General features: G+C 73.4%; 28 protein-coding genes. 15 read left to right on the forward strand and 13 right to left on the reverse strand.

Going from position 1 to position 26,805, the window contains the following annotated elements:
* Nucleotides 1-150: 150 nt before the first annotated feature.
* Complete coding sequence (locus ACZ60W_RS18195; RefSeq protein ID WP_017239934.1) at nt 151-318, forward strand: DUF3117 domain-containing protein; 168 nt, start codon at nt 151-153, stop codon at nt 316-318.
* 148 nt (nt 319-466) lie between these two features.
* Here the strand turns inward: ACZ60W_RS18195 and ACZ60W_RS18200 are convergent, their stop codons facing one another.
* Complete coding sequence (locus ACZ60W_RS18200) at nt 467-1,132, reverse strand: O-methyltransferase (protein WP_469756323.1); 666 nt, start codon at nt 1,130-1,132, stop codon at nt 467-469.
* A gap of 141 nt (nt 1,133-1,273) precedes the next feature.
* Between ACZ60W_RS18200 and sigE the strand changes: the two genes are divergently transcribed.
* The 5 genes from sigE (at nt 1,274) to ACZ60W_RS18225 (ending at nt 6,056) form a co-directional block, all read left to right on the forward strand.
* Nucleotides 1,274-2,032 carry an RNA polymerase sigma factor SigE gene (gene sigE, locus ACZ60W_RS18205; RefSeq protein WP_469756324.1) on the forward strand — a complete coding sequence of 253 codons (759 nt, stop codon included), beginning with the start codon at nt 1,274-1,276 and terminating at the stop codon, nt 2,030-2,032.
* Entirely contained in the window at nt 2,029-2,952 is a 924-nt protein-coding gene (locus ACZ60W_RS18210) for an anti-sigma factor family protein (RefSeq protein WP_469756325.1), read from the forward strand. Before sigE ends, ACZ60W_RS18210 begins: the two co-directional genes overlap by 4 nt.
* A gap of 74 nt (nt 2,953-3,026) precedes the next feature.
* Nucleotides 3,027-4,805, forward strand: coding sequence for a S1C family serine protease (locus tag ACZ60W_RS18215; protein ID WP_469756326.1), 1,779 nt, complete (start codon nt 3,027-3,029; stop codon nt 4,803-4,805).
* A 91-nt stretch (nt 4,806-4,896) separates the two neighbouring features.
* Complete coding sequence (locus tag ACZ60W_RS18220; protein ID WP_469756327.1) at nt 4,897-5,355, forward strand: sec-independent translocase; 459 nt, start codon at nt 4,897-4,899, stop codon at nt 5,353-5,355.
* 74 nt (nt 5,356-5,429) lie between these two features.
* A complete protein-coding gene (locus ACZ60W_RS18225) occupies nt 5,430-6,056 on the forward strand; it encodes a hypothetical protein (protein WP_469756328.1) in 627 nt (208 codons plus the stop codon).
* A 55-nt stretch (nt 6,057-6,111) separates the two neighbouring features.
* Here the strand turns inward: ACZ60W_RS18225 and ACZ60W_RS18230 are convergent, their stop codons facing one another.
* The 3 genes from ACZ60W_RS18230 to ACZ60W_RS18240 are packed head-to-tail and all read right to left on the reverse strand — an operon-like array spanning nt 6,112 to nt 9,114.
* The gene (locus tag ACZ60W_RS18230) at nt 6,112-7,245 is read right to left on the reverse strand and encodes an Mrp/NBP35 family ATP-binding protein (RefSeq protein ID WP_469756329.1); all 1,134 of its coding nucleotides are present in this window, start codon (nt 7,243-7,245) and stop codon (nt 6,112-6,114) included.
* 44 nt (nt 7,246-7,289) lie between these two features.
* The gene (locus ACZ60W_RS18235; protein WP_469756330.1) at nt 7,290-7,853 is read right to left on the reverse strand and encodes a DUF1003 domain-containing protein; all 564 of its coding nucleotides are present in this window, start codon (nt 7,851-7,853) and stop codon (nt 7,290-7,292) included.
* Nucleotides 7,843-9,114: a magnesium transporter MgtE N-terminal domain-containing protein gene (locus ACZ60W_RS18240; protein ID WP_469756331.1), complete on the reverse strand. Its 1,272-nt coding sequence runs from the start codon at nt 9,112-9,114 to the stop codon at nt 7,843-7,845. Before ACZ60W_RS18240 ends, ACZ60W_RS18235 begins: the two co-directional genes overlap by 11 nt.
* Before the next feature lie 289 nt (nt 9,115-9,403).
* Between ACZ60W_RS18240 and ACZ60W_RS18245 the strand changes: the two genes are divergently transcribed.
* Nucleotides 9,404-10,162, forward strand: a complete 759-nt coding sequence (locus ACZ60W_RS18245) for a hypothetical protein (RefSeq protein ID WP_469756346.1) — start codon at nt 9,404-9,406, stop codon at nt 10,160-10,162.
* Nucleotides 10,163-10,251: 89 nt separating this feature from the next.
* On the opposite strand, the gene ACZ60W_RS18250 is transcribed toward ACZ60W_RS18245, so the two are convergent.
* Nucleotides 10,252-10,761 (reverse strand): hypothetical protein, encoded by a 510-nt coding sequence (locus tag ACZ60W_RS18250; RefSeq protein WP_469756332.1) that lies wholly within the window; start codon nt 10,759-10,761, stop codon nt 10,252-10,254.
* Between the two features lie 13 nt (nt 10,762-10,774).
* On the reverse strand, nt 10,775-11,902 hold the full coding sequence (locus ACZ60W_RS18255) for a magnesium and cobalt transport protein CorA (protein WP_469756333.1): 1,128 nt from the start codon (nt 11,900-11,902) through the stop codon (nt 10,775-10,777).
* A gap of 418 nt (nt 11,903-12,320) precedes the next feature.
* Here ACZ60W_RS18255 and ACZ60W_RS18260 point away from each other — a divergent pair, with 418 nt between their 5' ends.
* From ACZ60W_RS18260 to ACZ60W_RS18275, 4 genes are all read left to right on the forward strand, one after another.
* Entirely contained in the window at nt 12,321-12,905 is a 585-nt protein-coding gene (locus ACZ60W_RS18260) for a suppressor of fused domain protein (protein ID WP_469756334.1), read from the forward strand.
* Between the two features lie 139 nt (nt 12,906-13,044).
* The gene (locus ACZ60W_RS18265; RefSeq protein ID WP_361850597.1) at nt 13,045-13,683 is read left to right on the forward strand and encodes a DUF6758 family protein; all 639 of its coding nucleotides are present in this window, start codon (nt 13,045-13,047) and stop codon (nt 13,681-13,683) included.
* A 187-nt stretch (nt 13,684-13,870) separates the two neighbouring features.
* Entirely contained in the window at nt 13,871-14,734 is an 864-nt protein-coding gene (locus ACZ60W_RS18270; protein WP_469756335.1) for a PHP domain-containing protein, read from the forward strand.
* A 328-nt stretch (nt 14,735-15,062) separates the two neighbouring features.
* On the forward strand, nt 15,063-15,668 hold the full coding sequence (locus tag ACZ60W_RS18275; RefSeq protein WP_469756336.1) for a MarC family protein: 606 nt from the start codon (nt 15,063-15,065) through the stop codon (nt 15,666-15,668).
* A gap of 114 nt (nt 15,669-15,782) precedes the next feature.
* Here the strand turns inward: ACZ60W_RS18275 and ACZ60W_RS18280 are convergent, their stop codons facing one another.
* Nucleotides 15,783-15,935 (reverse strand): hypothetical protein, encoded by a 153-nt coding sequence (locus ACZ60W_RS18280; protein WP_366310179.1) that lies wholly within the window; start codon nt 15,933-15,935, stop codon nt 15,783-15,785.
* 175 nt (nt 15,936-16,110) lie between these two features.
* On the opposite strand from ACZ60W_RS18280, the gene ACZ60W_RS18285 reads away from it, so the two are divergent.
* Entirely contained in the window at nt 16,111-17,040 is a 930-nt protein-coding gene (locus tag ACZ60W_RS18285; RefSeq protein WP_469756337.1) for an NYN domain-containing protein, read from the forward strand.
* On the opposite strand, the gene ACZ60W_RS18290 is transcribed toward ACZ60W_RS18285, so the two are convergent.
* Nucleotides 17,024-17,929 (reverse strand): alpha/beta fold hydrolase, encoded by a 906-nt coding sequence (locus ACZ60W_RS18290; RefSeq protein WP_469756338.1) that lies wholly within the window; start codon nt 17,927-17,929, stop codon nt 17,024-17,026. The genes ACZ60W_RS18285 and ACZ60W_RS18290 overlap by 17 nt on opposite strands.
* Nucleotides 17,930-18,054: 125 nt before the next feature.
* Entirely contained in the window at nt 18,055-20,727 is a 2,673-nt protein-coding gene (locus ACZ60W_RS18295; RefSeq protein ID WP_469756339.1) for a DEAD/DEAH box helicase, read from the reverse strand.
* A 486-nt stretch (nt 20,728-21,213) separates the two neighbouring features.
* Between ACZ60W_RS18295 and ACZ60W_RS18300 the strand changes: the two genes are divergently transcribed.
* The gene (locus ACZ60W_RS18300) at nt 21,214-21,936 is read left to right on the forward strand and encodes a ferritin-like fold-containing protein (RefSeq protein WP_366307298.1); all 723 of its coding nucleotides are present in this window, start codon (nt 21,214-21,216) and stop codon (nt 21,934-21,936) included.
* A 38-nt stretch (nt 21,937-21,974) separates the two neighbouring features.
* Here the strand turns inward: ACZ60W_RS18300 and ACZ60W_RS18305 are convergent, their stop codons facing one another.
* From ACZ60W_RS18305 to ACZ60W_RS18320, 4 genes are all read right to left on the reverse strand, one after another.
* Nucleotides 21,975-22,244, reverse strand: coding sequence for a hypothetical protein (locus ACZ60W_RS18305; protein WP_366307300.1), 270 nt, complete (start codon nt 22,242-22,244; stop codon nt 21,975-21,977).
* Nucleotides 22,245-22,413: 169 nt separating this feature from the next.
* Entirely contained in the window at nt 22,414-22,641 is a 228-nt protein-coding gene (locus tag ACZ60W_RS18310; RefSeq protein WP_469756340.1) for a DUF3107 domain-containing protein, read from the reverse strand.
* 127 nt (nt 22,642-22,768) lie between these two features.
* Nucleotides 22,769-23,428 carry a TetR/AcrR family transcriptional regulator gene (locus tag ACZ60W_RS18315; protein WP_469756341.1) on the reverse strand — a complete coding sequence of 220 codons (660 nt, stop codon included), beginning with the start codon at nt 23,426-23,428 and terminating at the stop codon, nt 22,769-22,771.
* A gap of 146 nt (nt 23,429-23,574) precedes the next feature.
* The gene (locus ACZ60W_RS18320) at nt 23,575-23,790 is read right to left on the reverse strand and encodes a hypothetical protein (protein WP_469756342.1); all 216 of its coding nucleotides are present in this window, start codon (nt 23,788-23,790) and stop codon (nt 23,575-23,577) included.
* A 140-nt stretch (nt 23,791-23,930) separates the two neighbouring features.
* Between ACZ60W_RS18320 and ACZ60W_RS18325 the strand changes: the two genes are divergently transcribed.
* Nucleotides 23,931-24,899 carry an alpha/beta fold hydrolase gene (locus ACZ60W_RS18325; protein WP_469756343.1) on the forward strand — a complete coding sequence of 323 codons (969 nt, stop codon included), beginning with the start codon at nt 23,931-23,933 and terminating at the stop codon, nt 24,897-24,899.
* A gap of 9 nt (nt 24,900-24,908) precedes the next feature.
* Nucleotides 24,909-26,258, forward strand: coding sequence for a DUF3152 domain-containing protein (locus tag ACZ60W_RS18330; RefSeq protein ID WP_469756344.1), 1,350 nt, complete (start codon nt 24,909-24,911; stop codon nt 26,256-26,258).
* The last annotated feature ends 547 nt before the right edge of the window (nt 26,259-26,805 follow it).

The raw sequence follows: 26,805 nt of genomic DNA on the forward strand, positions 1-26,805 counted from the left end.
GTTGCGGAAGCGATGCAGATCGATGTTGGTCATCGGGTCCTGTGATGCGGGATAATGACCTGGAAGCAATGTGTTCGAAGCCGGTGACGCGTGCTCCATGCAAGGAGCTGCCCGGCTGACGATGAGCTGGTTTCAGGAAGGGGAACAAGCATGGCGGCCATGAAGCCGCGGACGGGTGACGGCCCGCTCGAGGTGACCAAGGAGGGGCGGGGCATCGTCATGCGCGTACCGCTCGAAGGCGGCGGTCGGCTTGTCGTCGAGCTGACCCCGGGCGAGGCCGAGGCGCTGGGCGACGCCCTGAAGAAGGTCGTCGGCTGACCTTCCCTCCACGAACCCCATCCGCTGCCCCGGTACGGTCCGCCGTACCGGGGCAGCGGTGCGTCCGGCGCCGGAGGAACGGTGAGGGCACGGGTGCCGGGCCGGAGACGAGCTCCGGGCGGGGCCGGAGACGGGCTCCGGGCGAGCGTCAGCCGCGCCGGACCGCGCAGAGCAGTCCGTCGCCGACCGGCAGCAGGGAGGCCACCAGCTCCTGGCTCTCCCGCACGGCCCTCAGCAGCTCGCGGACCCGCTGGACCTCGGCGGGCTGGGCTCCGGAGTCGACCGTGCGGCCGTCCGCGAAGACCCCCTCGAAGCAGACGAGACCCCCAGGTCGCAGCAGGCGCAACGATTCAGCGAGGTAGTCCAGGTACTCCAGCCGGTCGCCGTCGCAGAACACGAGGTCGTACCCGCCGTCCGCGAGGCGCGGCAGCACGTCCAGGGCGCGGCCCGGGATGAAGCGGGCCCGGTTGCCGGCGAAGCCCGCCGCCCGGAAGGCCGTCTTGGCGAGCTGCTGGCGCTCCGGCTGGAGGTCCACCGTCGTCAGGACCCCGTCCGGCCGCATCCCCAGCAGCAGGTAGATGCCCGACACGCCCGTGCCGGTGCCGATCTCCGCCACCGCCTTGGCGTCCGCCGTCGCCGCGAGCAGACGCAGCGCGCCGCCGGTGCCCGGGGACACCGAGGGCAGCCCTGCCTCCCGGGCCCGCTCACGGGCCCAGCGCAGAGCTTCGTCCTCGGCGACGAAGGCGTCGGCGAACGACCAGCTCGTCTGCCGGTTGGCGGTAATGGCCCTCTCCTGTCCCCGTAGTTGACGCAACGGTGACTGTATCCGCTGTCAGCGGGAACCCGCTGATGGGACCGTGCGTTCACCAGTGGAGAGACGCGGCAGGGGCAGCCGGGCGAGCCGGTTCCAAATTCGCGTAAAGATTCTTATCCGGAGCTAACGGGCGAGGTGGCTATGGTAGGGGCTCCACTGGACACCACCAGAGCCGACAGGGGAGGTGCGGCTGCGCCTGGGGATCGGGGAGGAAGGCTTCGGCGTCTTCTCAGGTCGGCGGGTGAGCCGAAATCCGTGACCGACACCGCTGACCGTTTCCGCACCACCGACTCCGCTCCCACCACCGCGACCTTCGCATCGGATGCGGAATCGCAGGCGTGGACCCCTCCCACCTGGGAGGAGATCGTCAGCACGCACAGTGGCCGCGTCTACCGCCTTGCCTACCGCCTCACGGGCAACCAGCACGACGCCGAGGACCTGACGCAGGAGGTCTTCGTCCGCGTCTTCCGCTCGCTGTCGACGTACACGCCGGGCACCTTCGAGGGCTGGCTCCACCGCATCACCACCAACCTCTTCCTCGACATGGTCCGCCGCAAGCAGCGCATCCGCTTCGACGCGCTCGCCGACGACGCTGCCGAGCGGCTCCCCAGCCGGGAGCCGTCGCCCCAGCAGGTCTTCAACGACACCCACTTCGACGCCGACGTCCAGCAGGCGCTGGACACCCTCGCGCCCGAGTTCCGTGCCGCCGTCGTCCTCTGCGACATCGAAGGACTGTCGTACGAGGAGATCGCCGCCACCCTCGGCGTGAAGCTCGGCACCGTCCGCAGCCGGATCCACCGCGGGCGCTCGCACCTGCGCAAGGCCCTCAAGCACCGTTCGCCCGAGGCCCGGGCGGAGCGTGCGCTGGCCACCGTCGGATGGGAGGCGGGGACAGCGTGAGTGACACCCGTCCCACGTCGCCGACCCCCGCCGAGCACCACCTGGGGGACCGGCTGGCCGCGCTCGTCGACGGCGAACTCGGTCACGACGCCCGCGAGCGGGTCCTGGCCCACCTCGCGACCTGCGCCCGCTGCAAGGCGGAGGCCGACGCGCAGCGCACCCTGAAGAGCGTCTTCGCCTCCGCGGCTCCGCCACCGCCCTCCGAAGGGTTCCTCGCCCGGCTCCAGGGGCTCCCCGGCGGACCCGGCGACCCCTCGGGCGGCGGCCCCGGCGGGCCCCTCGGGGAGCTGCTCGGCGGCCGGGGGGTCAAGACCGACGGCTTCGCCACCGCCGCGGTCGTCACCCCGCACCGGGGCACCGGTTTCCGCATCCACGACGTCGGCGACCGCTCCTCCGGGACCTCCGGCCGGGGCAGGCGCTTCGCCTTCGCCGCGGCCAGCGCCGTCTCGTTCGCGGCGATCGCCCTCGGCGGCACTCTGCCGATCGAGGCGTCGGTGAACGCGAGCGCGCGCGGCGGCCAGGGCACCGGCACCGCGGTCACCCCGCTGCGCTCCACCGGCGGCGGCGGCGCGGGCGGCGGCTACGCCCCGGGCACCTCGCGCGGCACGCGGTCCGGCGAGCGCTACGGCGCCCAGTCCGTGGCCGCCGAGCCCCTGACCCCGCTCGCCCCGGCGGCCCTGCCCCACGGGCCCGTGGCGGTGCCCCCGGGCACCGTCCCGTCCGGCGCCGTACCGCCCGACGCGGTGCGCTCCGCGGCCACGCCCCTGGTCGCGGTGGGCTTCCGGAGCCCGGTGACGCAGTCGTACCTCCCCCTCTCGCCGTTCGTCCGGCCGAAGGCACCGGCCCTCCGGCCCGCCGTCGGTCCCGGCCCCGCCCCGGCATCCGCTCCGGTGACGGGACCGCTCGGCTCCCCCCGCTGACCCGCGACCTGGTTGAATCCAGGGACGGGCGCCCGACCCAGGGGCGCGGACGGGTCAGCGGTTGCGGGGAGAGCATGAACAACGGGAAGCCGAACTGGTGGAGCCGGCCGTCGACGAGCACACCGGAAGCGGCACGGATACCCACACCGCCGCCGTCGGAGGACGGCGACGGTGACTTCCCGCTGCCCGCGCCCCGGTCGTCCGCGGCGCCGGACGCGGCGGACGGCGCGCCGGCCGACCTGACGGAGACGCAGCCGGAGCCGGAGACGGAGCAGGACTCCGGCTTCCGGCTGACGGAGCCCCAGCCGCTGACCTCGGAGCCCCTGGCGGCCACCCCGGCGAGCGCACCGGCCGTCGGGCTGACGAAGCCGGCGCCCGCCGCGCAGCCCCCGGCCGACGGGAGCCCCGCGGAGTCCGCCGGGCACGCCGAGGCCGCGCCCGCGGACCCCGCGCCCCCGGCTCAGCCGCTGCACACGCCCGACGAGTACCGCACGCCGCCCTACGGCGAGCCCGGCCCGTGGGCCCCGGCGCCGCCGGTGCAGCGCCCGCCCGCCCCCGTACCGCCGCAGCACGGCGGGCCGGTGCCCCAGCCGCACCCGCAGGGGCCCCCGCAGCCCCAGCCGCACCCGCAGGGGCCGCCCGTGCCGCCGGGGGCCCAGGGCTCGCCGTGGACGCAGTACGACCCCTGGGGCGCCGGCGGTCCCGGGTTCGCGTTCGAGCCGGCGCCCCGGAAGAAGTCCCGCAAGGGCCTCGCGGTCGCGGGCGCGCTGGTGTTCGCCCTGATCACCGGCGTCATCGGCGGCGGGGTCGGCGCCTACGTCGAGCGCAACGGCGGCCTCACCACCGTCGAGCTGCCGCAGGCCGAGGCCGGCGACACCGACCGGGCCCCCGACAGCGTCGCCGGGATCGCCGCCAGCGCCCTGCCCGGCGTGGTCACCCTGCACGTCCGCGGCAGCGGCTCCTCCGGCACCGGCACCGGCTTCGTGCTGGACACCAAGGGCCACATCCTCACCAACAACCACGTCGTCGACGGGGCCGCGTCCTCCGAGGACATCACGGTCACCTTCTCCAGCGGCGAGACCGCCCGCGCCAAGCTCGTCGGCAAGGACACCGGCTACGACCTGGCCGTCGTCCAGGTCACCGGCGTCTCCGGCCTCAAGGCGCTGCCGCTCGGCAACTCCGACAACGTCCGGGTCGGCGACCCCGTCGTCGCCATCGGCGCCCCCTTCGACCTCTCCAACACGGTGACCTCCGGCATCATCAGCGCCAAGGAGCGCCCGATCACCGCCGGCGGCGAGAAGGGCGACGGCAGCGACATCAGCTACGTCGACGCGCTCCAGACCGACGCGCCCATCAACCCCGGCAACTCCGGCGGGCCGCTCCTCGACTCCAAGGCCCGGGTCATCGGCATCAACAGCGCCATCCGCGCCGCCGGCGGCTCCGGCGACGGCGAGGGCGAGAGCGCCGGCCAGCCCGGCTCCATCGGCCTGGGCTTCGCGATCCCGATCAACCAGGGCAAGCGCGTCGCCGAGGAGCTCATCAACACCGGCAAGGCGACCCACCCGGTCATCGGCGTCAGCCTCGACATGCAGTTCAACGGGGACGGCGCGCGCGTCGGCGAGAAGGGCAAGGACGGCTCCGCGTCCGTCACGCCCGGCGGCCCGGCCGCCAAGGCGGGGCTCCGGCCCGGTGACGTCATCACCAAGGTCGACGGCCAGCGCGTGCACAACGGCGAGGAGCTGATCGTGAAGATCCGCGCCCACCGTCCCGGCGACGCGCTGGAGCTCACGCTGACCCGCAACGGCAAAGAGCTGACAAAGACCCTGACCCTGGGCTCCTCCCAGGGCACCTGAGGGCCATGTGACGGACGCCGCAAGGTACCCGTCCGGCTATTTCGGCGGGTACCGTGGACCGGGCCCTGGACCGGCGTGAAGGAGCTACTAGGTGTTCAGCGACATAGGCGCACTCGAGCTGGTGGCCCTCGTGGTGCTCGCCGTGCTCGTCTTCGGGCCGGACAAGCTCCCCAAGGTGATCCAGGACGTCTCGCGCTTCATCCGGAAGGTCCGTGACTTCTCCGACAGCGCGAAGGAGGACATCCGCAGCGAGCTGGGCCCGGACTTCAAGGACTTCGAGTTCGAGGACCTGAACCCCAAGACGTTCCTCCGCAAGCAGATGGAGCAGAACGAGGACCTCCGGGAGCTCAAGGAGCTGCGCGGCAGCTTCGACCTCAAGAAGGAGATGAACGACGTCGCCGACGCGGTCCACGGCCGCGCCGCCGCGCCCGCCGCGGTGAACGGATCCGCCGTCAACGGCTCCCCGGCCAACGGCACTCCGGACCTGCTGAAGAAGCAGGACAAGCCGGACACCGGCGAGCGTCCTCCGTACGACTCCGACGCGACCTGACGACGGGCTGTCACCGACCCGACGCGTCCCGGTGGCTATCCTCCCTCTGTTGACGGAACGAGGAGGCTGCCGAGATGGAGACCACGAGTCGGGCGGAGAGCGTACCCACGGCCCGGCGGACCGCCGAGGGCTACCTGGGTGCGTCCTTCGCCTGGTACGGCCTCGACGAGGCGTTCACCGGGCCCCGCTGGCTGATGCAGGTCGGCACGGCGGCGGACGGCAGCGTGCAGCACGGGTCGACCGGGCACGGTGACACGCCGTCGATAAAGACGGACGCGAGCGGCGTGGAGAAGGAGCGCTTCGCCGTCGTCGTGACGGTCGCGGCGAGCCCGGTGCGCCGCACCGGCGACGGCACGGGGGTCCTGGACGCCACCACCGTCTCCTCCGCGGCCTGGCTGGCCGGCTCCGGACTGCTCGTCCACACCTGGCCCGCCTCGCTCGACCACGCGACGCGCGACAACTGGCTGGACCAGCAGACCGAGACGGCCTTCGAGCTCGCCGACGACCTCGAAGGGCCCGACTGGTCGACGCTGTCGCTGCCCGTGGACGGCGTGCCGGTGCCGTTCCACTACCGCGAGACCGAGTTCGGCTGGGTCCTCGCCGGATCGGCCCACGGGGTCCACATCGGGGCGTACGGGCGGGGGATGAGCGCCTACGGGCTCGGCTTCTCCCAGATCGCCGATCTGGACGCCTACGCCTGAGCACACGGCTGAGGGGCGCCCCGGACCCCCGGGGCGCCCCTCAGCCGTACCGCGCCTAGAACTTGTTGCGGGGCGTGATGCCCAGGCTCATGCCCGACAGGCCGCGCTGACGGCCGCCCAGCTTGCCGGCGATGGCCCGCAGGGCCGAGCCCGCCGGGGAGTCCGGGTCGGACAGGACGACCGGCTTGCCGTCGTCGCCGCCCTCGCGGAGCCGGACGTCGATCGGGATGGAGCCGAGGACCGGCACCGTCGCACCGGTGGTCTGCGTCAGGCCGTCCGCGACCTTCTGGCCGCCGCCGGTGCCGAAGACGTCGACCATCTCGTCGCAGTGCGGGCAGGGCAGGCCCGCCATGTTCTCGACGACGCCCACGATCTTCTGGTGGGTCTGGACGGCGATCGAGCCGGCCCGCTCGGCGACCTCGGCGGCCGCCTGCTGCGGGGTGGTGACGACGAGGATCTCCGCGTTCGGCACGAGCTGCGCGACGGAGATCGCGATGTCGCCGGTGCCCGGCGGCAGGTCGAGCAGCAGGACGTCCAGGTCGCCCCAGTACACGTCCGCGAGGAACTGCTGGAGCGCGCGGTGCAGCATCGGGCCGCGCCACACGACCGGGGCGTTGCCCGGGGTGAACATGCCGATGGAGATGACCTTCACGCCGTTCGCCGACGGCGGCATGATCATGTTCTCGACCTGGGTGGGCCGTCCGTCGGCACCCAGCATCCGCGGCACGCTGTGGCCGTAGATGTCGGCGTCGACGACACCGACCTTGAGGCCGTCGGCGGCCATCGCCGCGGCCAGGTTCACGGTGACGGACGACTTGCCGACACCGCCCTTGCCGGAGGCCACCGCGTACACCCGGGTCAGCGAACCGGGCTTCGCGAACGGCACCTCGCGCTCGGCGCCCGTGCCGCGCAGCGCCGCGGCCAGCTCCTTTCGCTGTTCGTCGCTCATCACGTCCAGCGAGACATCGACGCCGGTGACGCCCTCGACCCGGGAGACGGCCTCGGTCACGCGCTGCGTGATGGTGTCGCGCATCGGGCAGCCGGAGACCGTCAGGTAGACCGTGACGGCGACCCTGCCGTCCGGTTCGATCTCCACCGACTTGACCATGCCGAGCTCAGTGATCGGCTTGTTGATCTCAGGGTCGTTCACCGTCGCCAGTGCTTCGAGCACCGCGTCTTCCGTAGCCATACCGACGATGGTACGGCGCCGACCACCGGCCCATGAAAGAGCTGTCAACGGTCGGGTACGTCACTTCCCCGGCCGTCGGCGGACGGGAATAGATCCCGGCGCTCCTCCAGCTCCTTGATCAGGTCCTGGAGTTCCGAGCGGATCCAGTCGCGCGTGGCCACCTCACCCAGGCCCATCCGCAGCGCGGCGATCTCCCGGGTCAGGTACTCGGTGTCCGCGATCGACCGCTCGTTCTGCTTCCGGTCCTGTTCGAGATTGACCCGGTCCCGATCGTCCTGCCGGTTCTGCGCGAGCAGGATCAGAGGCGCCGCATAGGAGGCCTGGAGCGAGAGCGCGAGGGTCAGGAAGATGAACGGGTACTCGTCGAAGCGCAGCGACGGCGGCGCGAAGATGTTCCAGCCGATCCAGACGACGACCGTCAGCGTCATCCAGACCAGGAACCGTCCCGTGCCCAGGAACCGGGCGATCCGCTCCGAGAGCCGGCCGAAGGCCTCCGGGTCGTACTCCGGCAGCAGCCTGGCCCGCCGCTCCCGCGGCAGGTCGAGCCGGATGCGGGGCACCGCCCGCTCGCGCTCCCGCTCCCGGTCCTGTGTGCGCTCAGCCGCCATGCGGGGCCCCCTCCTCGTGGAACTCGGTCTCCCGCCAGTCCTCCGGCAGCAGGTGGTCGAGCACGTCGTCGACCGTCACCGCGCCCAGCAGCGAACCGCTCTCGTCCACCACCGGCGCCGCCACCATGTTGTACGCGGCCAGGTAGCTGGTCACGGCCGGCAGCGGGGTGTCGGGGCCGAGCGGGGGCAGGTCGCTGTCCACGAGCGAGCTCACCAGCGTGAACGGCGGATCGCGCAGCAGCCGCTGGAAGTGCACCGTGCCCAGGTACTTGCCGGTCGGCGTCTCGTCCGGCGGCCGGCACACGTACACCTGCGCGGCGAGCGCGGGGGAGAGGTCCTGCTGCCGCACCCGGGCCAGCGCGTCCGCCACGGTGGCGTCCGGACGCAGCACGATCGGCTCGGTCGTCATCAGACCGCCCGCCGTGCGCTCCTCGTACGCCAGCAGGCGCCGCACGTCGGCCGCGTCGTCCGGCTGCATCAGGGTCAGCAGCCGCTCCTGGTCCTCCTCCGGCAGCTCCGACAGCAGGTCGGCGGCGTCGTCGGGGTCCATGGCCTCCAGGACGTCGGCGGCGCGCTCCTCCTTGAGCTTGCCGAGGATCTCGACCTGGTCGTCCTCCGGCAGCTCCTCCAGGACGTCGGCGAGCCGGTCGTCGTCGAGGGCCGCGGCCACCTCCGCGCGCCGCTTGGGGGAGAGGTGGTGCAGGGCGTTGGCCAGGTCGGCGGGGCGGAGCTTCTCGAAGGTGGCGACGAGGTTCTCGGCGCCCTGTCCGTCCTCCTCCAGGGAGAAGCCGGTGACGGCCGACCACTCCACGGTCAGCGTCTCGCCCTTGCGGCTCAGCACCCCGCCCTTGCCCTTGCGGACGAAGACCTTGTCGATCTCCCAGTCGCGCCGGGCGGGCAGCTGCTGGATGGCCACGTCGAGGACGGTGACCTCCTCGTCGTCCTCGACCAGCCGGACGCGCCGGTCCAGGAGCTCGCCGAGGACCAGCCGCTCGGTGGGGCGCTGCTCGAACCGGCGCATGTTGACGACGCCGGTGGTGATGACCTGGCCGGACTGGACGCCGGTGACCCGGGTCATCGGGACGAAGACCCGCCGCCGGCTGAGCACCTCCACCACCAGGCCGAGCAGCCGGGGCGGCCGCCGGCCCACCCGGAGCATGGCCACCAGGTCGCTGACGCGTCCGACCTGGTCCCCGACGGGGTCGAAGACCGGTACACCCGCGAGATGGGAGACGAAGATCCGGGGGGCGCCTGCCGCCATGCCACGCGCCTCCTCGGTGCCGCACGATTCGAGCCGTCGGACGGCCCTGCCGGTGAGGGCAGGGCTTTGCCTGGTTCAGGCTAGCCCGTGGCGTTCCGCCCCGCCCCGGCAGTGCCTCCGTACGGCTGCCTGCGGGGTCCGCCACCGGTCCCGGGTACGCTGCGGACTGCCGTCCCCCCCAGCGGCCCCCGCACCGGACCCGGCCCTTCCGCCCGGCCGGGAACGCGGCCGCGCCGGCATCCCGTACGGGCCAGGTCCCGTCGCCCCCATGAACCGAGAGGCAGCGCAGATGGCCGTCCGCACCCCGTCGTCGCGTATCCGCAGGGCCGTCGCGCCCCTGGCGCTCTGCGCCGGACTGACGGTGGGGCTCACGGCCTGCGCGGCCGACCCGGACGAGGGGACGAACGGCGTCGGCAGGCTCGGCGCGCCCGAGATCGAGCAGAAGGCGCAGACCGCGGCCGACACGGCGAAGGCGGTACGGCTCTCCGGCACCCTGGTCAGCAAGGGCGACACCTTCAAGCTGAACATGCGGCTCAAGCAGGACGGCGCCACCGGCTCGGTGACGACGAAGAACAGCACCTTCGAGCTGCTGCGCGTCGGCGACGCGCTCTACATGAAGGCCGACGCGGGCTTCTGGTCCCACGACGACAAGGCGACCCACGCGCCCACGGAGGCCGACACCGAGGCCGCGGACAAGCTCGACGACATGTACGTGAAGGTCCCGCAGGGCGACCCCTCGTACAAGCAGCTGCGCGGCTTCACCGACATGGGGCTGCTCCTCGACGGGCTGATCGGCCTGCATGGCGAGCCGGTCAAGGGCGACCGCGACCAGATCGGCGGGATCCGCACGGTCAAGGTCAAGGGCGGCGCCGACGGCGAGGGCGGCACCCTCGACGTGGCCCTGGAAGGCTCCCCGTACCCGCTGCGGTTCGCCCGGGGCGGCGGAGCGGGCGTCGTGGTCCTCTCCGAGTGGGACAAGGACTTCCCGCTCGCCGAGCCCTCCAAGGAGGAGACCCTCGACTACGGCAAGCAGCTGCCGCGCACCTAGGGGGTGTCGTCACCATCCCCTCGTTGCCCGCAGGGCAGAGGGGATTTTGACGACAGGCCCTGGGGGTGTGCCCTCCGGCGGGAGGGCTCCTAGCGCTTCTTCTTGCGGCCGAACAGCAGCTTCGGGAGCGCGGCCGGCACGGGGCGGCGGGTGACGGCCTCCGAGGGCAGCGGGACGGCCGCCAGGGAGCCGTCGGGCAGCTCGGTGGTCGACTCCCGCGGGTCCAGGCGCAGCACCCGGCACTCGCGGGCCCAGCGCGCCGTCATCGCCTCGCCGTCGGGGGCGTTGAGCCGCTTGCCCTTCAGTTCGGCGACCGCCGCGTCCCACTCCTCCGAGCCGGGGGCGAGTTCGCGGACGGCGGCGGTCCAGGCGACGAGCCGGCCGCCCTTGTCCTTGCTGCGGACGGTCACCTCGGCCGTGCCGCCGTCGGCCAGGCCGGGGAGCGGCTGCTCGCCGGGGCCGTCGCCGACGACGTGCGCGGCGCCGTCGTGCCAGACGTGCCAGAGGGCGCGGGCGGGGCCGGTGCCGCGCACCCAGACGAGGCCGGACTTCTTGGTGGCCTCCTCGACGAGGGCGCCGGTGAGCAGCGTGTCGGTCATGGCCGAAGCCTATCTACAGCCAGCCGTTGCGCTTGAGGGTGCGGTGGATGGTGAAGCAGACCGCGATGATGCCCGTGAGCACCATCGGGTAGCCGTACCGCCAGTGCAGCTCGGGCATGTGGTCGAAGTTCATGCCGTACACGCCGCAGACCGCCGTGGGGACGGCGACGATCGCCGCCCACGAGGTGATCTTGCGCATGTCCTCGTTCTGCGCGACGGTCGCCTGCGCCAGGTTGGCCTGGAGGATCGAGTTCAGCAGCTCGTCGAAGCCGACGACCTGCTCCTGCACGCGCGCGAGGTGGTCGGCGACGTCCCGGAAGTACTTCTGGATGTCGGGGTCCACGAGCCGCATCGGCCGCTCGCTGAGCAGCTGCATCGGGCGCAGCAGCGGGGTGACGGCCCGCTTGAACTCCAGCACCTCGCGCTTGAGCTGGTAGATCCGGCCGGTGTCGGCGCCGCGGCCGGCGCCCTTCGCGGCGGGCGAGAAGACGTCGATCTCCAGCTGGTCGATGTCCAGTTCGACGGCGTCGGCGACCGCGATGTAGCCGTCGACGACGTGGTCCGCGATGGCGTGCAGCACGGCCGAGGGGCCCTTGGCGAGGAGCTCGGGCTCGCCCTGGAGACGGTGGCGGAGGTTGCGCAGGGAGCCCTGGCCGCCGTGCCGGACGGTGATCACGAAGTCGGGGCCGGTGAAGCACATGACCTCGCCGGTCTCGACGACCTCGCTGGTCGCGGTGAGTTCGGTGTGCTCCACGTAGTGGATGGTCTTGAAGACGGTGAAGAGGGTGTCGTCGTACCGCTCCAGCTTGGGCCGCTGGTGGGCGTGGACGGCGTCCTCGACGGCCAGCGGGTGAAGCCCGAACTCGGCCGCGATGCCCGCGAATTCGGCCTCGGTCGGCTCGTGGAGGCCGATCCACGCGAAGCCGCCGCTCTCCCGTACCTGGCGCATCGCGCCGCGCGGGGTGAGGCAGTCGCGGTCGTCGATCCTGCGCCCGTCGCGGTAGACGGCGCAGTCCACGACGGCGCTGGAGGCGGAGTGGTCGCGGGTGGGGTCGTACGAGGTGTACGTGGTGGGCGTCTTGCGCAGGCTGTGCCGCAGGCTCGGGCGGACGGCGGCGGTGAGGTCACGGATCATGGACATGGGCGTGCTCCTTCACGGATCGGCCGTCGGCGCGAGACGTGGCACAGCCCGGAATGGGGACGGGGAGGTACGTCGTCCACAAAGCGGGCGGCACCGGAGGGGCGCGGTGACGGCGGTCGCTACAGACAGGGAAAGGCGAATTGCTCTTCCGTCGAGCGAGATACCGGAGGGGCGGGTCCGTGCCGGACCCGGACGTCACCGGAGGGAGCGCACCGGGCGGGGGTGCGGAGCGGCGGAAGAGCGGCTGGTACTGCCCGATCGACTTCGGTCCATCGCAGTCCCACCTCCTCCGGCCGGTCCCCTGTCGGGGATGACGTGTGACGAGCAGTCGGGAATCCCGACCAGTGGCCAACACTATCAGCCGACAGAGGGTCAATCCCTTACTTTGCCCGTTCCATACGCGATCTATGCTCCCGGCATGGGAGAAGTTCTTGCACTGGTCGAGGCCCGCCTGCGGACGGCGCTCGGCGAACCGGACGCGCGGGCCGCGGTGACCTTCCTCGGCACGGACCGGATCGAGGTGCTGCGCTTCGTCGACGGCGACCTCGTGCGGTACGCGACCCTCGGGATGTCCGCGCAGCCGATGGCCGATCCGACCTCCGCGCTCGCCGACCCGGTGAAGGGCCCGCGCGCGGAGCTCGTCCTCAGCGTGCGGGCCGGACTCGCCGACACCGACAAGGTGCTGCGTCCGCTCGCCGTCCTCGCCGCCACCCCGCAGGTCGAGGGGGTGGTCGTGGCCCCCGGCGCCTCGCTGGACGTCGGCGACCCCCTCTGGCCCGGCGCGCCCTTCGCCTCGGTCCTGGTCGCCGAGTCCGGCGGCCTGGTGGAGGACCTGGAGCTCGACGAGCCGATGGACGCCGTCCGCTTCCTGCCCCTGCTCCCCATGACCTCCAACGAGGCCGCCTGGAAGCGGGTCCACGGGGCGAAGGCCCTGGAGGAGCGGTGGCTTGCCCGGGGGACGGACCTGCGCGATCCGCTGCGCCGGTCGGTGGAGCTGGACTGACGCGGCGGGCGCTGCCGCGGGCGCGCGCCGCCGCCGGCCGGAGGGCGCCGCCCACCCGGGGTGATCGTCCCGGGCCGGACGGGTGATCGTCCGTGGACGTCCTTGACGCGGGGCGGAAGAGCTAGGACCGTTGAGCCCTATGAGGGGCGAACCCAGTTGTCCGAAGTGCGGTGGCCGGGTCAGGGCGCCCGGACTCTTCGCCGACTCCTGGCAGTGTGACGTGCACGGCTCGGTGCACCCGCTCCAGCCCGTGATCCCCCCCAGCGTCGAGGCGCTCGGTGTCGTCGTGCACCGCTCCCACGTGCCGGTGTGGATGCCGTGGCCCCTGCCCGTCGGCTGGCTCTTCACCGGCGTCGCGTACGCGGGTGACGACCGCAGCGGCGGCCGTGCGACGGCCGTCGCGTGCTCGGGGCCGGGACCGCTCGGCGGGATCGGCGAGCTGCTCCTGGTCGCCGAGGAGCTGGGCGTCGGCCTCGGCGCCCGGTACGCCGGCATCGACGGCCCCGATCCCGGCGCGGGCATGGCCATCGACAAGCCGCCCCAGACGAAGGTGCTCGCCGCCGGCCGCCCCACCCCGCTCTGGCACGTGAATGGCGCCCCGCAGGACCGGGCGGTCTTCGCGGGCGAGGCGCGCGGGCTCTGGCTGTGGGCGATCGTCTGGCCCGAGCAGTCCGGCCTCCTCATGTACGACGAGCTGGTCCTCACCGACCTGCGCGACGCCGGCGCCGAGGTCGAGCTCCTGCCCTGCGGCGCCCTGACCCCCCGCCTGCTCGGCTAGGTCGTCTCTTCCGGATCCTGCCGGGCGGCACGGGTCAGGCAAGATCCGGAAGAGACGGCCCAGGGGGCGTCTTCCGGACCCGTGCGCGGGGCGGTCGCCCGGTCGTGACGTTCCGTACGGGCGTGTTCGATTCGCCCGTTATGCTGGAGCGTCCCTCGTCCGTGCCGAGCCCCCGGAGTACCGCGTCGTGCGCATCGATCTGCACACCCACTCCACGGCCTCCGACGGCACGGACTCGCCGGCGGAGCTCGTACGGAACGCGGCCGCGGCCGGGCTCGACGTCGTCGCGCTGACGGACCACGACACCACCCGCGGCCATGCCGAGGCGATCGCGGCGCTGCCCGAGGGGCTGACCCTCGTGACCGGTGCCGAGCTGTCGTGCCGGATGGACGGGGTCAGCCTGCACATGCTGGCGTACCTCTTCGACCCGGCGGAGCCGGCGCTCCTCGCCGAGCGGGAGCTCGTCCGGGACGACCGGGTGCCGCGCGCCCGCGCCATGGTCGGCAAGCTGCAGGAGCTCGGCGTCCCCGTCACCTGGGAGCAGGTCGCCCGGATCGCCGGCGACGGCTCGGTGGGCCGCCCGCACGTCGCCGAGGCGCTCGTCGAGCTCGGCGTCGTGCCGGACGTGTCGGGGGCGTTCACGCCCGCGTGGCTCGCCGACGGCGGCCGCGCGTACGTCGGGAAGCACGAGCTCGACCCGGTGGACGCGATCCGGCTGGTCAAGGCGGCCGGCGGGGTCACCGTCTTCGCGCACCCGCTCGCCGTCAAGCGGGGCCAGGTGCTGCCGGAGGCGTCGATAGCCCGGCTCGCCGAGGCCGGGCTCGACGGCGTCGAGGTCGACCACATGGACCACGACGAGGCGACGCGGGCGCGGCTGCGCGGGCTCGCGAAGGAGCTCGGGCTGCTGACCACGGGCTCCAGCGACTACCACGGCAGCCGCAAGACCTGTCGCCTCGGCGAGTACACCACCGACCCCGAGATCTACGGCGAGATCACCCGCCGTGCGGCGGGGGCCTTCCCGGTCCCCGGCGCGGGGGGATCCGCCGCCTAGGGCGCGCTCGCCGCCCGGGCCCAGGGCTCCGGCCTCCGGAAGCGGTTCCGGAGGGCTTCCGTGTGCCCCGACCGCCCCGGATGCCCGGGGTGCCGTCCGGCCCGCCGGGGTCTCCTCCCGGCCGGCCGGTCCCGCGCCGTCTCCGATGCGGGACCGAGGCCCGTCCCCGCCTGCCCGAGCGCCTCCCCGTCCCGGTCCGCCCCGTCACGGCTCCGTCCGTGCGCGGAGCGGCCTCCTCCTCCCTGCCCCGCTTCCGGAATCCCTTGTTCCGCTCCTGGGGCCGGGGATCACACCCCACTGTTCGACCTCTCCCGCAAGGCACCCCACCGTGTTCGACGTCGCCGTCTTCGGCTCGCTGTTCCTGACCCTCTTCGTGATCATGGACCCCCCCGGGATCACCCCGATCTTCCTCGCCCTCACCTCCGGCCGTCCGGCCAAGGTGCAGCGCCGGATGGCCTGGCAGGCCGTCGCGGTGGCCTTCGGCGTCATCACCGTCTTCGGTCTGCTGGGCCAGCAGATCCTGGACTACCTGCACGTCTCCGTCCCCGCGCTGATGATCGCGGGCGGTCTCCTGCTGCTGCTCATCGCGCTCGACCTGCTCACGGGCAAGACCGACGAGCCGAAGCAGACCAAGGACGTGAACGTCGCCCTCGTCCCGCTCGGCATGCCGCTGCTCGCCGGGCCCGGCGCGATCGTCTCGGTCATCCTGGCCGTGCAGAACGCCGACGGCGTCGCCTCGCAGGTCTCCGTCTGGGCCGCCATCGCGGCCATGCACGTCGTCCTCTGGCTGACCATGCGGTACTCGCTTCTGATCATCCGGGTCATCAAGGACGGCGGCGTCGTCCTGGTCACCCGCCTCGCCGGCATGATGCTCTCCGCGATCGCCGTGCAGCAGATCATCAACGGCGTCACCCAGGTGATCCAGAACGCCTGAGCGGCCACCGGGGCCGGCCGCGCGTGCCGGCCCCGGACACCACTGCGCCCCCGTACGGATTCCGCTCTTGCGAAGTCCGTGCGGGGGCGCGGTGCGTGGGGTGGACCCGGCCTGTTACGAGGCCGCGGTCTCGGCGGGGCGGATCCAGATGCGCTGGCCGATCGCTGCGGCCTGCTGCACGATCCGGTTGACGGAGGCGGCGTCCACGACGGTCCGGTCGACGGGCGTGCCGTCGATGTCGTCGAGTCGCAGGATTTCGAAGCGCACAGGCTTCTCCCTTCGTCTGAGTTGATCCTCCTGGTGGAGAACTGCGTGACACATGGGTACAACGAGGTGCACCCTGCAAACATTCCTTACGCTAAAGAAAATTTTCGGATGTCTAACTACTGATGGGTAGGGGGGTGTGGCGACCACGTCCCCACCGGCGGACAATGAGCCCCGTATGAACGACGCAGAGACCACTCACGTGACCGAGACCGACGCCCGCCTGCGCGCACTCGACGCGCGCCTGGAGCGCACCAACGAGCTCCTCCAGCGGATGCTGGCCGAGGTGGCCAAGACCCCCTCCACCCACGCCATCTTCGTCGACGCGGGTTACGTCCATGCTGCGGCCGGGTTGCTGGTGGCGGGCACCGAGGACCGGCGCTCCTTCGACCTCGACGCGGAGGGCCTCATCGAGGCGCTCATCGACAAGGCGCGCACGATCTTCGCGGACAGCCGGCTGCTCCGCGTCTACTGGTACGACGGGGCCCGGCGCCGCATCCACACGCCCGAGCAGCAGGCCATCGCCGAGCTGCCCGACGTGAAGGTCCGCCTCGGCAACCTCAACGCCAACAACCAGCAGAAGGGCGTCGACTCCCTCATCCGCACGGACCTGGAGTCCCTCGCCCGCCACCGCGCCATCAGCGACGCCGCCCTCGTCGGAGGCGACGAGGACCTCGTCTCCGCCGTCGAGGCCGCCCAGGGCTACGGCGCCCGCGTCCACCTCTGGGGCATCGAGGCCGCCGAGGGCCGCAACCAGGCCGAGGCGCTCCTCTGGGAGGTCGACAGCCAGCGCACCTTCGAGCTGGACTTCTGCCGCCCCTACGTCACCCGCCGCCCCGTCACCACGTACGAGAACGAGGGCGAGCCGCCGCCCTCCCGCGAGGAGGTCCGGTTCGTCGGCGCCCAGATCGCCGCGGCCTGGCTCGCCGAACGCGGCCGGGACCGCCTCTCCGAGCTGCTGCCGAGCGCCCCCTACCTGCCCGGACCCGTCGACCAGGACCTGCTCGTCGAGGCCGAACGGCTCCTCAGCCGCTCCCTGCGCGGCCACGCCTCGCTCCGGCGCTCCCTGCGGGACGGCTTCTGGCAGCACCTCAAGGCGCAGTACTGACCTCGGTCGCCGCCCCGTCGCCCGCGGGGGAGTCCACCCGCGCCCAGAACGCGGCGAGGCGGTCGGACAGCTCCTCGGGATGCGACACGTTGGGGGAGTGGCCGGCGCCCGCCACCACCGTGTGGTGCGCGCCGGTGAGCGCCGCCGCGGCCGACAGGTCGGCCGGGGGCCAGACGGCCTCGTCCGCCCCGTAGGCGATGTGCAGCGGCATCGGCAGCGCGGCCAGCTCGGCCGTGCCGTCCCCGCCGTCCAGCAGCAGCCGGCCGGCCCCGGCCAGCTGGGCGATCCGGGTCCGCATCCAGCGCCGCCGCAGGAACGCGGTCAGCTCCGGCGGGTCCGCCGCGCCCGGCTCCTCGCCGCGGCTGTCCAGCAGGCACATCGCCTGCCACACGCGCTCCTTGGAGAGCACCGCGAGGGCGCCGCGCAGCACCCGCACCCGCACCCGCTGCGGCCGGGCGACCCGGCCCGGGCCGGAGGAGAGCAGGGTCAGGGAGCGGAAGGCGCGCGGGGCGAGCGCCGCCGCCGCCCGGGCCACGAGACCGCCGAACGAGTGGCCGACCAGGTGCACGGGGCCGTCGCCGAGGGCCGCCGCCTGCGCCACCGCGTCGAGCGCGAGCTCCCTGCGCCGGTACGCCCGCCGGCCGCGCGGGCCGGGCGACTCGTGCTGCCCGCGCCCGTCCACCGCAACGGCCCGGTACCCGGCCTCGCCCAGCGGGCCGAGCAGGGCCAGGAAGTCCTCCTTGCTGCCCGTGTACCCGGGCAGCAGGAGCACCGTCCCCCGCCGCCCGCCGGCCGGCGCCGCGTCCAGGACGGCGAAGTCGCCGCGGGCGGTGACCAGGCGTCGGGCGCGGGTGCGGGGCGGCAGTGCGAGGGAACGGGGCTTGCTCATGTCTGGAGCGTAACCGCGGGGACGGGGGAGGGCCCGGGAGCCCTCCTCCGTCGGCCGGCGGGAGACGGCCGTGCGGCCCGGCCCCTGGGGAGGGACCGGGCCGCACGGGTGTCGCGGGACGGGGATCAGCCCTCGGCCGGGGCCGCCGCCTTCTTCGTGGCGCGACGGCGCGGAGCCTTGGGGGCCTCCTCGGCCGCGGGCGCCTCGGCCTCGGCCGCCGCCGCCTTCTTCGTCGTCCGTCGACGCGTCGGCGTCTTCGGCTCGGACGCGTCGGGCGCCTCCGCCACGACCGCCTTCTTCGTCGCGCGACGGCGCGGAGCCTTGGGGGCCTCCTCGGTCGCCGGCGCCTCGGCCACGGCCTCCGCGGCCACGGTCTCGGCGACCGCCGCCTTCTTCGTGGTGCGGCGGCGCGGGGCCTTGGGGGCCTCCTCCGCGACCGGCTCGACGACCGTCTCGGCCACGGGGGCCGCGGCCTTCTTGGCCGTACGGCGGCGCGGGGCCTTGGGAGCCTCCTCCACGGCCGGCTCGACGGCCGGTGCGGGGGCGGACTCCACGACGGGCGCGACGGCCGTCTCGACGACCAGCGTGGCGGGAGCCTCGGCGGTGGCCGGGGAGCCGGCGGGGCGGCGGGCGGTGCGGCGGCCGCGAGTGGGGGCCTTGGGGGCCTCCTCCACGACGGGCGCGACGGCCGTCTCGACGACGGGCTCGACGACCGGGGCCTCGACGACCGGGGCCTCGGCCACGGGGGCCTCGGTCACTGCGGTGCCGGTGGCCTTGCGGACCGCGCGGCGGCGGCGCGGCGCGGGGACCTCGGCCGTGACCTCGGGGGCCTCGGCGACGGGGGCCTCGACCGGCGCTGCGGCCTGCGGGACGACGACCTGCTCGGTCACCGGGGCGCCGGTGGCCTTGCGGACCGCGCGGCGGCGCGGAGCCGCCTTCGGCTCCACGGTCTCCGGGGCCGGGACGACGACCGGGGCCTCGGCGACGGCCGGGGCGGTCGCGGCGGCGCGCAGGGCGGCCGCGGCGGTCTCGACGGTCTGGAACGAACCCGTGTCCTCGGCCGGCCGGATCACCCGCGGACGGCGGCGGCGCGGGGCCGGAGCAGCCTCACGGGCCACCGGGGCCTGGGCGACGGGAGCGGCCGTCACGGCCTCCTGACGCGGGGCGCGCGCACGGCGACGGGGAGCCTTCGGCTCCTCCGCCGGAGCAGCGGCGGCCGGAGCGGCCTCCTTCACCACGACCGGAGCGACCGCGGCGACCGGGGCCGGCTCGGCCACGGGCGCGGCCTCGACGACGGCGGCCTGCGCGACGGGCGCCTGCGTCACCGCGGCGGCACCGGGGGCGCCGACACGGGTGCGACGGCGACGGCGCGGGGTGCGCGGGCCGGACTCGGTGCGCTCTTGGTCTGCCGGGGCGGACGCCGGCGCGGACACCGGAGCAGCCGCCGGGGCGGACGTCTCGACGGCCGGGGCCGCCGACGCCGGGGCGTCGCCGAGCTCGCCGCCACCGCGGGTGCGGCGGCGCTGACGCGGGGCGCGGGTGCGCGCCGGGCGCTCCTCGGTCCGCTCCTGGCGGTCGGCCTTCGGGCCGCGGGCACGGCGTCCGCCGGGCTCGCCCAGGTCCTCCAGCTCCTCCGCGCCCAGACCCGCGCGGGTCCGCTCGGCGCGGGGCAGGATGCCCTTGGTGCCCGCCGGGATGTCGAGCTCCTCGAACAGGTGCGGAGAGCTGGAGTACGTCTCCACCGGGTCGTGGAAGTCCAGGCCGAGCGCCTTGTTGATGAGCTGCCAGCGCGGGATGTCGTCCCAGTCGACCAGCGTCACCGCGGTGCCCTTGGCACCGGCGCGGCCGGTGCGGCCCACGCGGTGGAGGAACGTCTTCTCGTCCTCCGGCGACTGGTAGTTGATGACGTGGGTGACGCCCTCGACGTCGATGCCGCGCGCGGCGACGTCGGTGCAGACGAGGACGTCGACCTTGCCGTTGCGGAAGGCGCGCAGCGCCTGCTCGCGGGCGCCCTGGCCGAGGTCGCCGTGGACGGCGCCGGAGGCGAAGCCGCGGCGCTCCAGCTGCTCGGCGATGTCGGCGGCCGTGCGCTTGGTGCGGCAGAAGATCATCGCGAGCCCGCGGCCGTTGGCCTGCAGGATGCGGGAGACCATCTCCGGCTTGTCCATCGAGTGCGCGCGGTAGACGTGCTGCTTGATGTTCGCGACGGTCACGCCCTCGCCGTCGGGCGAGGTGGCGCGGATGTGCGTCGGCTGCGACATGTAGCGGCGGGCGAGGCCGATGACCGCGCCCGGCATGGTGGCCGAGAACAGCATCGTCTGGCGCTTCACCGGAAGCATGTTCATGATCTTCTCGACGTCGGGCAGGAAGCCCAGGTCGAGCATCTCGTCGGCCTCGTCGAGGACGAGGACCTTCACCTTGGACAGGTCGAGCTTGCGCTGGCCGGCCAGGTCGAGCAGGCGGCCGGGGGTGCCGACGACGACGTCGACGCCCTTCCTGAGCGCCTCGACCTGGGGCTCGTAGGCCCGGCCGCCGTAGATGGCGAGCACGCGCACGTTGCGGACCTTGCCGGCGGTCAGGAGGTCGTTGGTGACCTGCTGGCACAGCTCGCGGGTCGGGACGACGACGAGCGCCTGCGGGGCGTCGGTCAGCTGCTCGGGGCGGGCGCGGCCGGCCTCGACGTCCGTGGGGACGGTGACGCGCTCCAGGATGGGCAGACCGAAACCGAGGGTCTTGCCCGTGCCGGTCTTGGCCTGGCCGATGACGTCGGTGCCGGTCAGGGCGACCGGGAGCGTCATCTCCTGGATGGGGAAGGGGGTGACGATGCCGACGGCCTCCAGGGCCTCGGCCGTCTCAGGGAGGATTCCGAGCTCTCGGAAAGTCGTAGTCAGGGTGCTGCCTCTTCTGTGAGACGCGGCGCGAGGCGAACGAAGGGGGTCGTACCGTGCCGGGATCCTTCCGGCCGGATCCTTGGGATCGCTGCCGGGTGGCACGGGACCACTGCCGTCGCTCGAGCGTCGTACCGCTGAGGGTGACCCTTCCGCGGGTCCGCCGGAAGGGCTGTCGGGCCGGAGCCGATCGGGCCACCGACCGGGCATCCTCATTCATGAGTCGGCCCACCGGGTACGTCCGAACGTGCGAAAGCATGTCCGCATACTCGGCAGGCGCTTTATCACTGTACCCCGGAATCGCGCATGTGTGTTGGGAGAAAACGTGATGAGGGCACGGTCACACTGACTGACCAGGGCCTTACCGCGGTCCCCGAGCGGGCTATTGTGCGCTCCATGGAGACGCCTGACAACGCCACGCCCACCGGGATCGCCGCCGAGGACTGGGCCACCGCTTCCGCCGAGCCGCAGTACCGCGCCGCCGTGATCGACCTCCTCGGCGCCCTCGCCTACGGAGAGCTGGCGGCCTTCGAGCGGCTCGCCGAGGACGCCAAGCTGGCGCCCACCCTCGCGGACAAGGCGGAGCTGGCGAAGATGGCCTCGGCTGAGTTCCACCACTTCGAGCAGCTGCGCGACCGCCTCGCGGCCGTCGACGCCGAGCCGACCGCCGCCATGGAGCCCTTCGCCCGGGCGCTGGACGACTTCCACCGCCTGACCGCCCCGTCGGACTGGCTGGAGGGCCTGGTCAAGGCGTACGTCGGCGACTCCATCGCGAGCGACTTCTACCGGGAGGTGGCGGCCCGGCTCGATTCCGACACCCGCGCCCTCGTCCTCTCCGTGCTCGACGACACCGGCCACGGCAACTTCGCGGTGGAGAAGGTGCGCGCCGCCATCGACGCCGACCCGCGCGTCGGCGGGCGCCTCGCGCTCTGGGCGCGCCGGCTGATGGGCGAGGCGCTCTCGCAGGCGCAGCGCGTGGTCGCCGAGCGCGACGCGCTCTCGACGATGCTCGTCGGCGGCGTGGCGGACGGCTTCGACCTCGCGGAGGTCGGCCGGATGTTCTCCCGCATCACCGAGGCGCACACCAAGCGGATGGCCGCGCTGGGGCTCGCCGCGTAGCGTCGCGGATCAGGGGCGAGGGGGTCGGACGGCGCTGTTCACGCCGCCGCTGATCGGCGCAGCCGGCGCCTCGACGGGCGGATCAGCAGCGAGAGCAGCACGGCCGCCACGGCCACGGCGCCGATCAGTGTGGCGGCGAAGTGGCCGGGCCCCAGGGCTCCGTGGGTGACGAGGGCGCCGAACACCCCGCCGAGCGTGCCGGTGGCGAGGACTCTGCCCCGGACGGGGAGGCGGCCGGCGAGCCGCTGCACGGCGACCCATGCCAGGGCGAAACCGAGCAGGGCGGAACCGAGGGCTTCCAGGAACACGGGGGATCACCTCGCGGGGTGCTGCGGGGCGGCTGGTGCGGTCGGGAGACCTCCTACCCCTGGGGCGCGGAACGCAATCCTTCCGTACGTCCTGACGTGGCCGAACGGGCAGACGAAAGGCCCGGTGGACCGAGACGGTCCACCGGGCCTTCCTTCGTTTTCCGCGGGCTCAGAGCGCGCCGAAACCCACGCGGCGGACGGCGGGCTCGCCGAGCTCCACGTACGCGATCTTGTCGGCCGGGACGAGGACCTTGCGGCCCTTCTCGTCCGACAGGCTGAGCAGCTGCGCCTTGCCGGCCAGCGCGTCGGCCACCGCGCGCTCGACCTCCTCGGCGGACTGCCCGCTCTCCAGAACGATCTCCCGGGGTGCGTGCTGCACGCCGATCTTGACCTCCACGGCTATGTCCCTCCGAACGGTCAGCGTTGCGCGATTGAGTGCGCCGTACGCTGCACACATTAGCCCGGTGAGGGGACCCGCACGGCGCAGCCGCTGCACGCCAGGAGCGAACAGCCCCGGGGAATGCTCAGTGGCCCTCGGCGCCGAGCAGACCGTCCGCCGGGTGCAGCGGGAAGCCGGCGATGCCGCGCCAGGCGAGCGAGGTGAGGAGCGCGACCGCCTTGTCGCGGGGGATCGGGGACTCGCTGGACAGCCAATAACGGGCCACCACCTGCGAGACGCCGCCGAGGCCCACGGCGAGCAGCATCGACTCGTCCTTGGAGAGACCGGTGTCCTCGGCGATGACGTCCGAGATCGCCTCGGCGCACTGCAGGCTCACCCGGTCCACGCGCTCGCGCACGGCGGGCTCGTTGGTCAGGTCGGACTCGAACACGAGTCGGAAGGCGCCGCCCTCGTCCTCGACGTACGCGAAGTACGCGTCCATCGTCGCCGCGACGCGGAGCTTGTTGTCGGTGGTGGAGGCCAGCGCGGTGCGGACCGAGAGGAGGAGGGCCTCGCAGTGCTGGTCGAGCAGGGCCAGGTACAGCTCCAGCTTCCCGGGGAAGTGCTGGTAGAGCACCGGCTTGCTGACGCCGGCCCGCTCGGCGATGTCGTCCATCGCGGCGGAGTGGTACCCCTGGGCGACGAAGACCTCCTGGGCCGCGCCGAGCAGCTGGTTCCGTCGGGCACGTCGCGGCAGGCGCGTGCCCCGAGGGCGTGCTGCCTCTGTCTGCTCGATGGCGCTCACGCGGCCTCCCAAGATTCGATCCATGCGCGCTGTCGCGCCGCGCCGCCATCGTACTTTTGGGTAACCCGGCTGTGCGCGGTGCGGACGCAGAATTTCACGGACCGGACGTCCCGGTCGACAGTCGATTCAAGATTAAACCGAACAAATCAGCGGTAGTCGTCTTCGTCCAGGGCGACCACGCGCGCCTGTTCGGACGCGTCCGCCTCGTTCGCCGAGTCCCGTTCGATATGGGGAACGGCTTCGTCCTCGCGTTGCTGCAGTTCCGTGTGCTGCTCCGCGGCGTCGGCCTCCGGGATTTCCTGCTCCAGCACGACGTCCTCTTCCTCGGTGAATGTGTCCGGCTCGGTCGGATCGACAGTCATGCGGTTCCTTCCGGCACGCGGGTCGCGGTCCTCTCCGATGGCCCTCTCTTCGAGCCTAGGAGCACCCGCGCCCCGCCGCACACGCACCTGTGACGGCACCCACACGCGGAGCCGCGTGATCGTCTCGTAATATTGCGGCCATGTCCTCGACCGAGCTGCCGGAAAAGCGGACCGAGTCCGCCGCACCACCCGCGCCGCGGACCCGCGCCGTACGGGTCGCCGACGGCGAGGAGCTCCGCTCCGTCGAGCTCCCCGGCCTCACCCTGACCGTGCGGGCCCGGCCGGGCGACCGGCCCGGCCTCGCGCCCGCGCTGTACGTGCACGGCCTCGGCGGGTCCTCGCAGAACTGGTCGGCGCTGATGCCGCTGCTGGCGGATGTGCTCGACGGCGAGGCGGTCGACCTGCCCGGCTTCGGCGACTCGCCGCCGCCCGACGACGGCAACTACTCGATCACCGGACACGCCCGGGCCGTCATCCGGCTCCTGGACGCCGGCGGCCGCGGCCCCGTCCACCTCTTCGGCAACTCGCTCGGCGGCGCCGTCGCCACCCGGGTGGCCGCCGCCCGGCCCGACCTGGTCCGCACCCTGACCCTGGTCTCCCCGGCCCTGCCGGAGCTGCGCGCCCAGCGCACCGCCTGGCCGACCGTGATGCTCGCCGTGCCGGGGGTCGCCCCGCTCTTCGCGAAGCTCTCCCGCGACTGGACGCCCGAGCAGCGCGTCCGCGGCGTCCTCTCCCTCTGTTACGGCGACCCCGCCCGGGTCACCGACGAGGGCCTGCTGCACGCGGTGGAGGAGATGGAGCGGCGCCTGGAGCTCCCCTACTTCTGGGACGCCATGGCCCGCTCCTCGCGCGGCATCGTCGACGCCTACACGCTCGGCGGACAGCACGGACTGTGGCGGCAGGCCGAACGGGTCCTCGCCCCCACCCTCCTCGTCTACGGCGGCCGCGACCGGCTGGTCTCGTACCGGATGGCGCGGAAGGCGGCCGCCGCCTTCCGCGGCTCGCGCCTGCTGACGCTCCCCGACGCGGGGCACGTGGCGATGATGGAGTATCCCGAGACGGTCGCCCAGGCCGCCCGGGAACTGATCGCCGACCACGACGGGAGCTGATCCGGGGCCGTGGGACGACACAGTCGCAAGGGCACCGCGCCCACCGCGCCCGCCACCGGGCCGGATCCGTCGGCCGGGCGGGCGCAGCCGCAGGGCCAGGCGCCCGGCACCGGGCGCCGCCGCAGGACCCCCGGCGCCGGCGAGGACCCCGCCGGGACCCCGGCGCACGGGTTCCCCGCCTACGGCACGCCCGCGCGTGGAGTGCCGGCGTACGGCACCCCCGCGCACGGGGTACCGGCGTACGGCCACGGCGGTCACGCGGGCGCCCCGGCGGCGCCCCCGGCCTTCGACACCCCCGCGCACGGGACGCCCGGCACTCCGGCCCACGGCGTCCCCACCTACCGGACCCCCGTGCGGGGCGGCCACCCGCAGCACGACGAGGGCCAGACGGCCCGCCCCGGGGCGTACGAGGGCCGGCGCGGCTCCCGCCGGGCACCGGCGCCGGAGGAGGCGAACAGGCAACAGGGCGCGGAGCAGGGGACGTTCATCCCGGCGCCGCGCCGCGAGACCTCGCCCGAGACGGAGGAGGCCGCACGCAGGGGCGGTCCGGGGCGGACGCTCACCGGCGTCGCCGCCGCGGCCGTCGCCACCGTCCTCGCCGTCGTCGTCGCCGGCCAGGTCGCCGACAGCGGGAAGGACGGTCCCGTCACGCACGCCGCCGAGGGGCCGACCGACCGGGCCGTGGACGACTCCTCCGCGTCCCGCTCCGACGACCGGATCACGCCGACGGCGCCGAAGCCCGTGGTCACCCCCGCGCCGACGTACGAGCAGCTGATGACCCACCAGTTCCCGATCGACCCCAAGCTGACGGCGTCCGGGGCCTTCGTGGCCGTCCCGGGATTCGACAAGGCGCCGGGCAAGGGGCGTCTGGTCCGCTACCGGATCGACGTGGAGAAGGGGATCGGTCTCGATCCGACGCTGTTCGCCACCGCCGTGCAGAAGACCCTGAACGACCGCCGCAGCTGGGCCGGTGACGGCGAGATGAAGTTCGAGCGTATTTCCAGCGGGGAACCCGAGTTCGTCATCACCCTCGCCAGTCCCGGCACCACCGGCACCTGGTGCCGGAAGTCCGGTCTCGACACGACGGTCGACAACGTGTCCTGCGACTCCGCCTCGACCGAGCGCGTGATGATCAACGCATTCCGCTGGGCGCAGGGTTCGGCGACCTTCGGACCGAAGGCGATGTACGCCTACCGTCAGATGCTCATCAACCACGAGGTCGGCCACCGCCTCGGGCACGGTCATGTGAGCTGCCGCACGCCGGGGGCGCTCGCGCCCGTGATGCAGCAGCAGACGAAGTCCCTGGACATCGACGGGATCCGCTGCCGCCCCAACCCCTGGGTGCACCCCGGAAGTTGACGTTCCGTCCGGTGGTGCCGCCGCCGCATGGGCGCCCAGCGGCGTGACCGCTCACCGTGTCCCGCATTCTCGGGGGCCGACGCCGACCCGCGCGTCCGTCGGCACTTTTCCCTTTCCGCTTTCCCCGAATCCGTCCCGCGCCCCGGGTCGCCTTTTCTGTGGGGGCGGCCCTTTTCCCTTCCCGGGGTCATGTGCCGGACGACGTCATGTGCCGGGCGACGTCATGTGCCGGGCGACGTCATGTGCCGGGCGACGTCATGTGCCGGGCGACGTCATGTGCCGGGCGACGTCATGTGTCGCCGTCGCGGAATTCCCCTTTTCCCGAATGCGGTTCTCCTTGACTCCCTTCCGCGGCGTGCGCCGATCGAGCTGCCCGCGATGGCCGCCGCCTGACCCTGTGTGACCGTTACGGGGTGTAGCGCGACGGAACGCGACCGGGGTGTGAAAGTTACGTGCATTCACCCCTTCCGGTGGGGGGGGGGGGGGGGGGGGGGGGGGGGGGGGGGGAGGGGGGGGGTGTGGGGGTGTTTTCTGGTGGGTGGGGGGC

It is taken from the genome of Streptomyces sp. NPDC104202 (genome assembly GCF_055584185.1).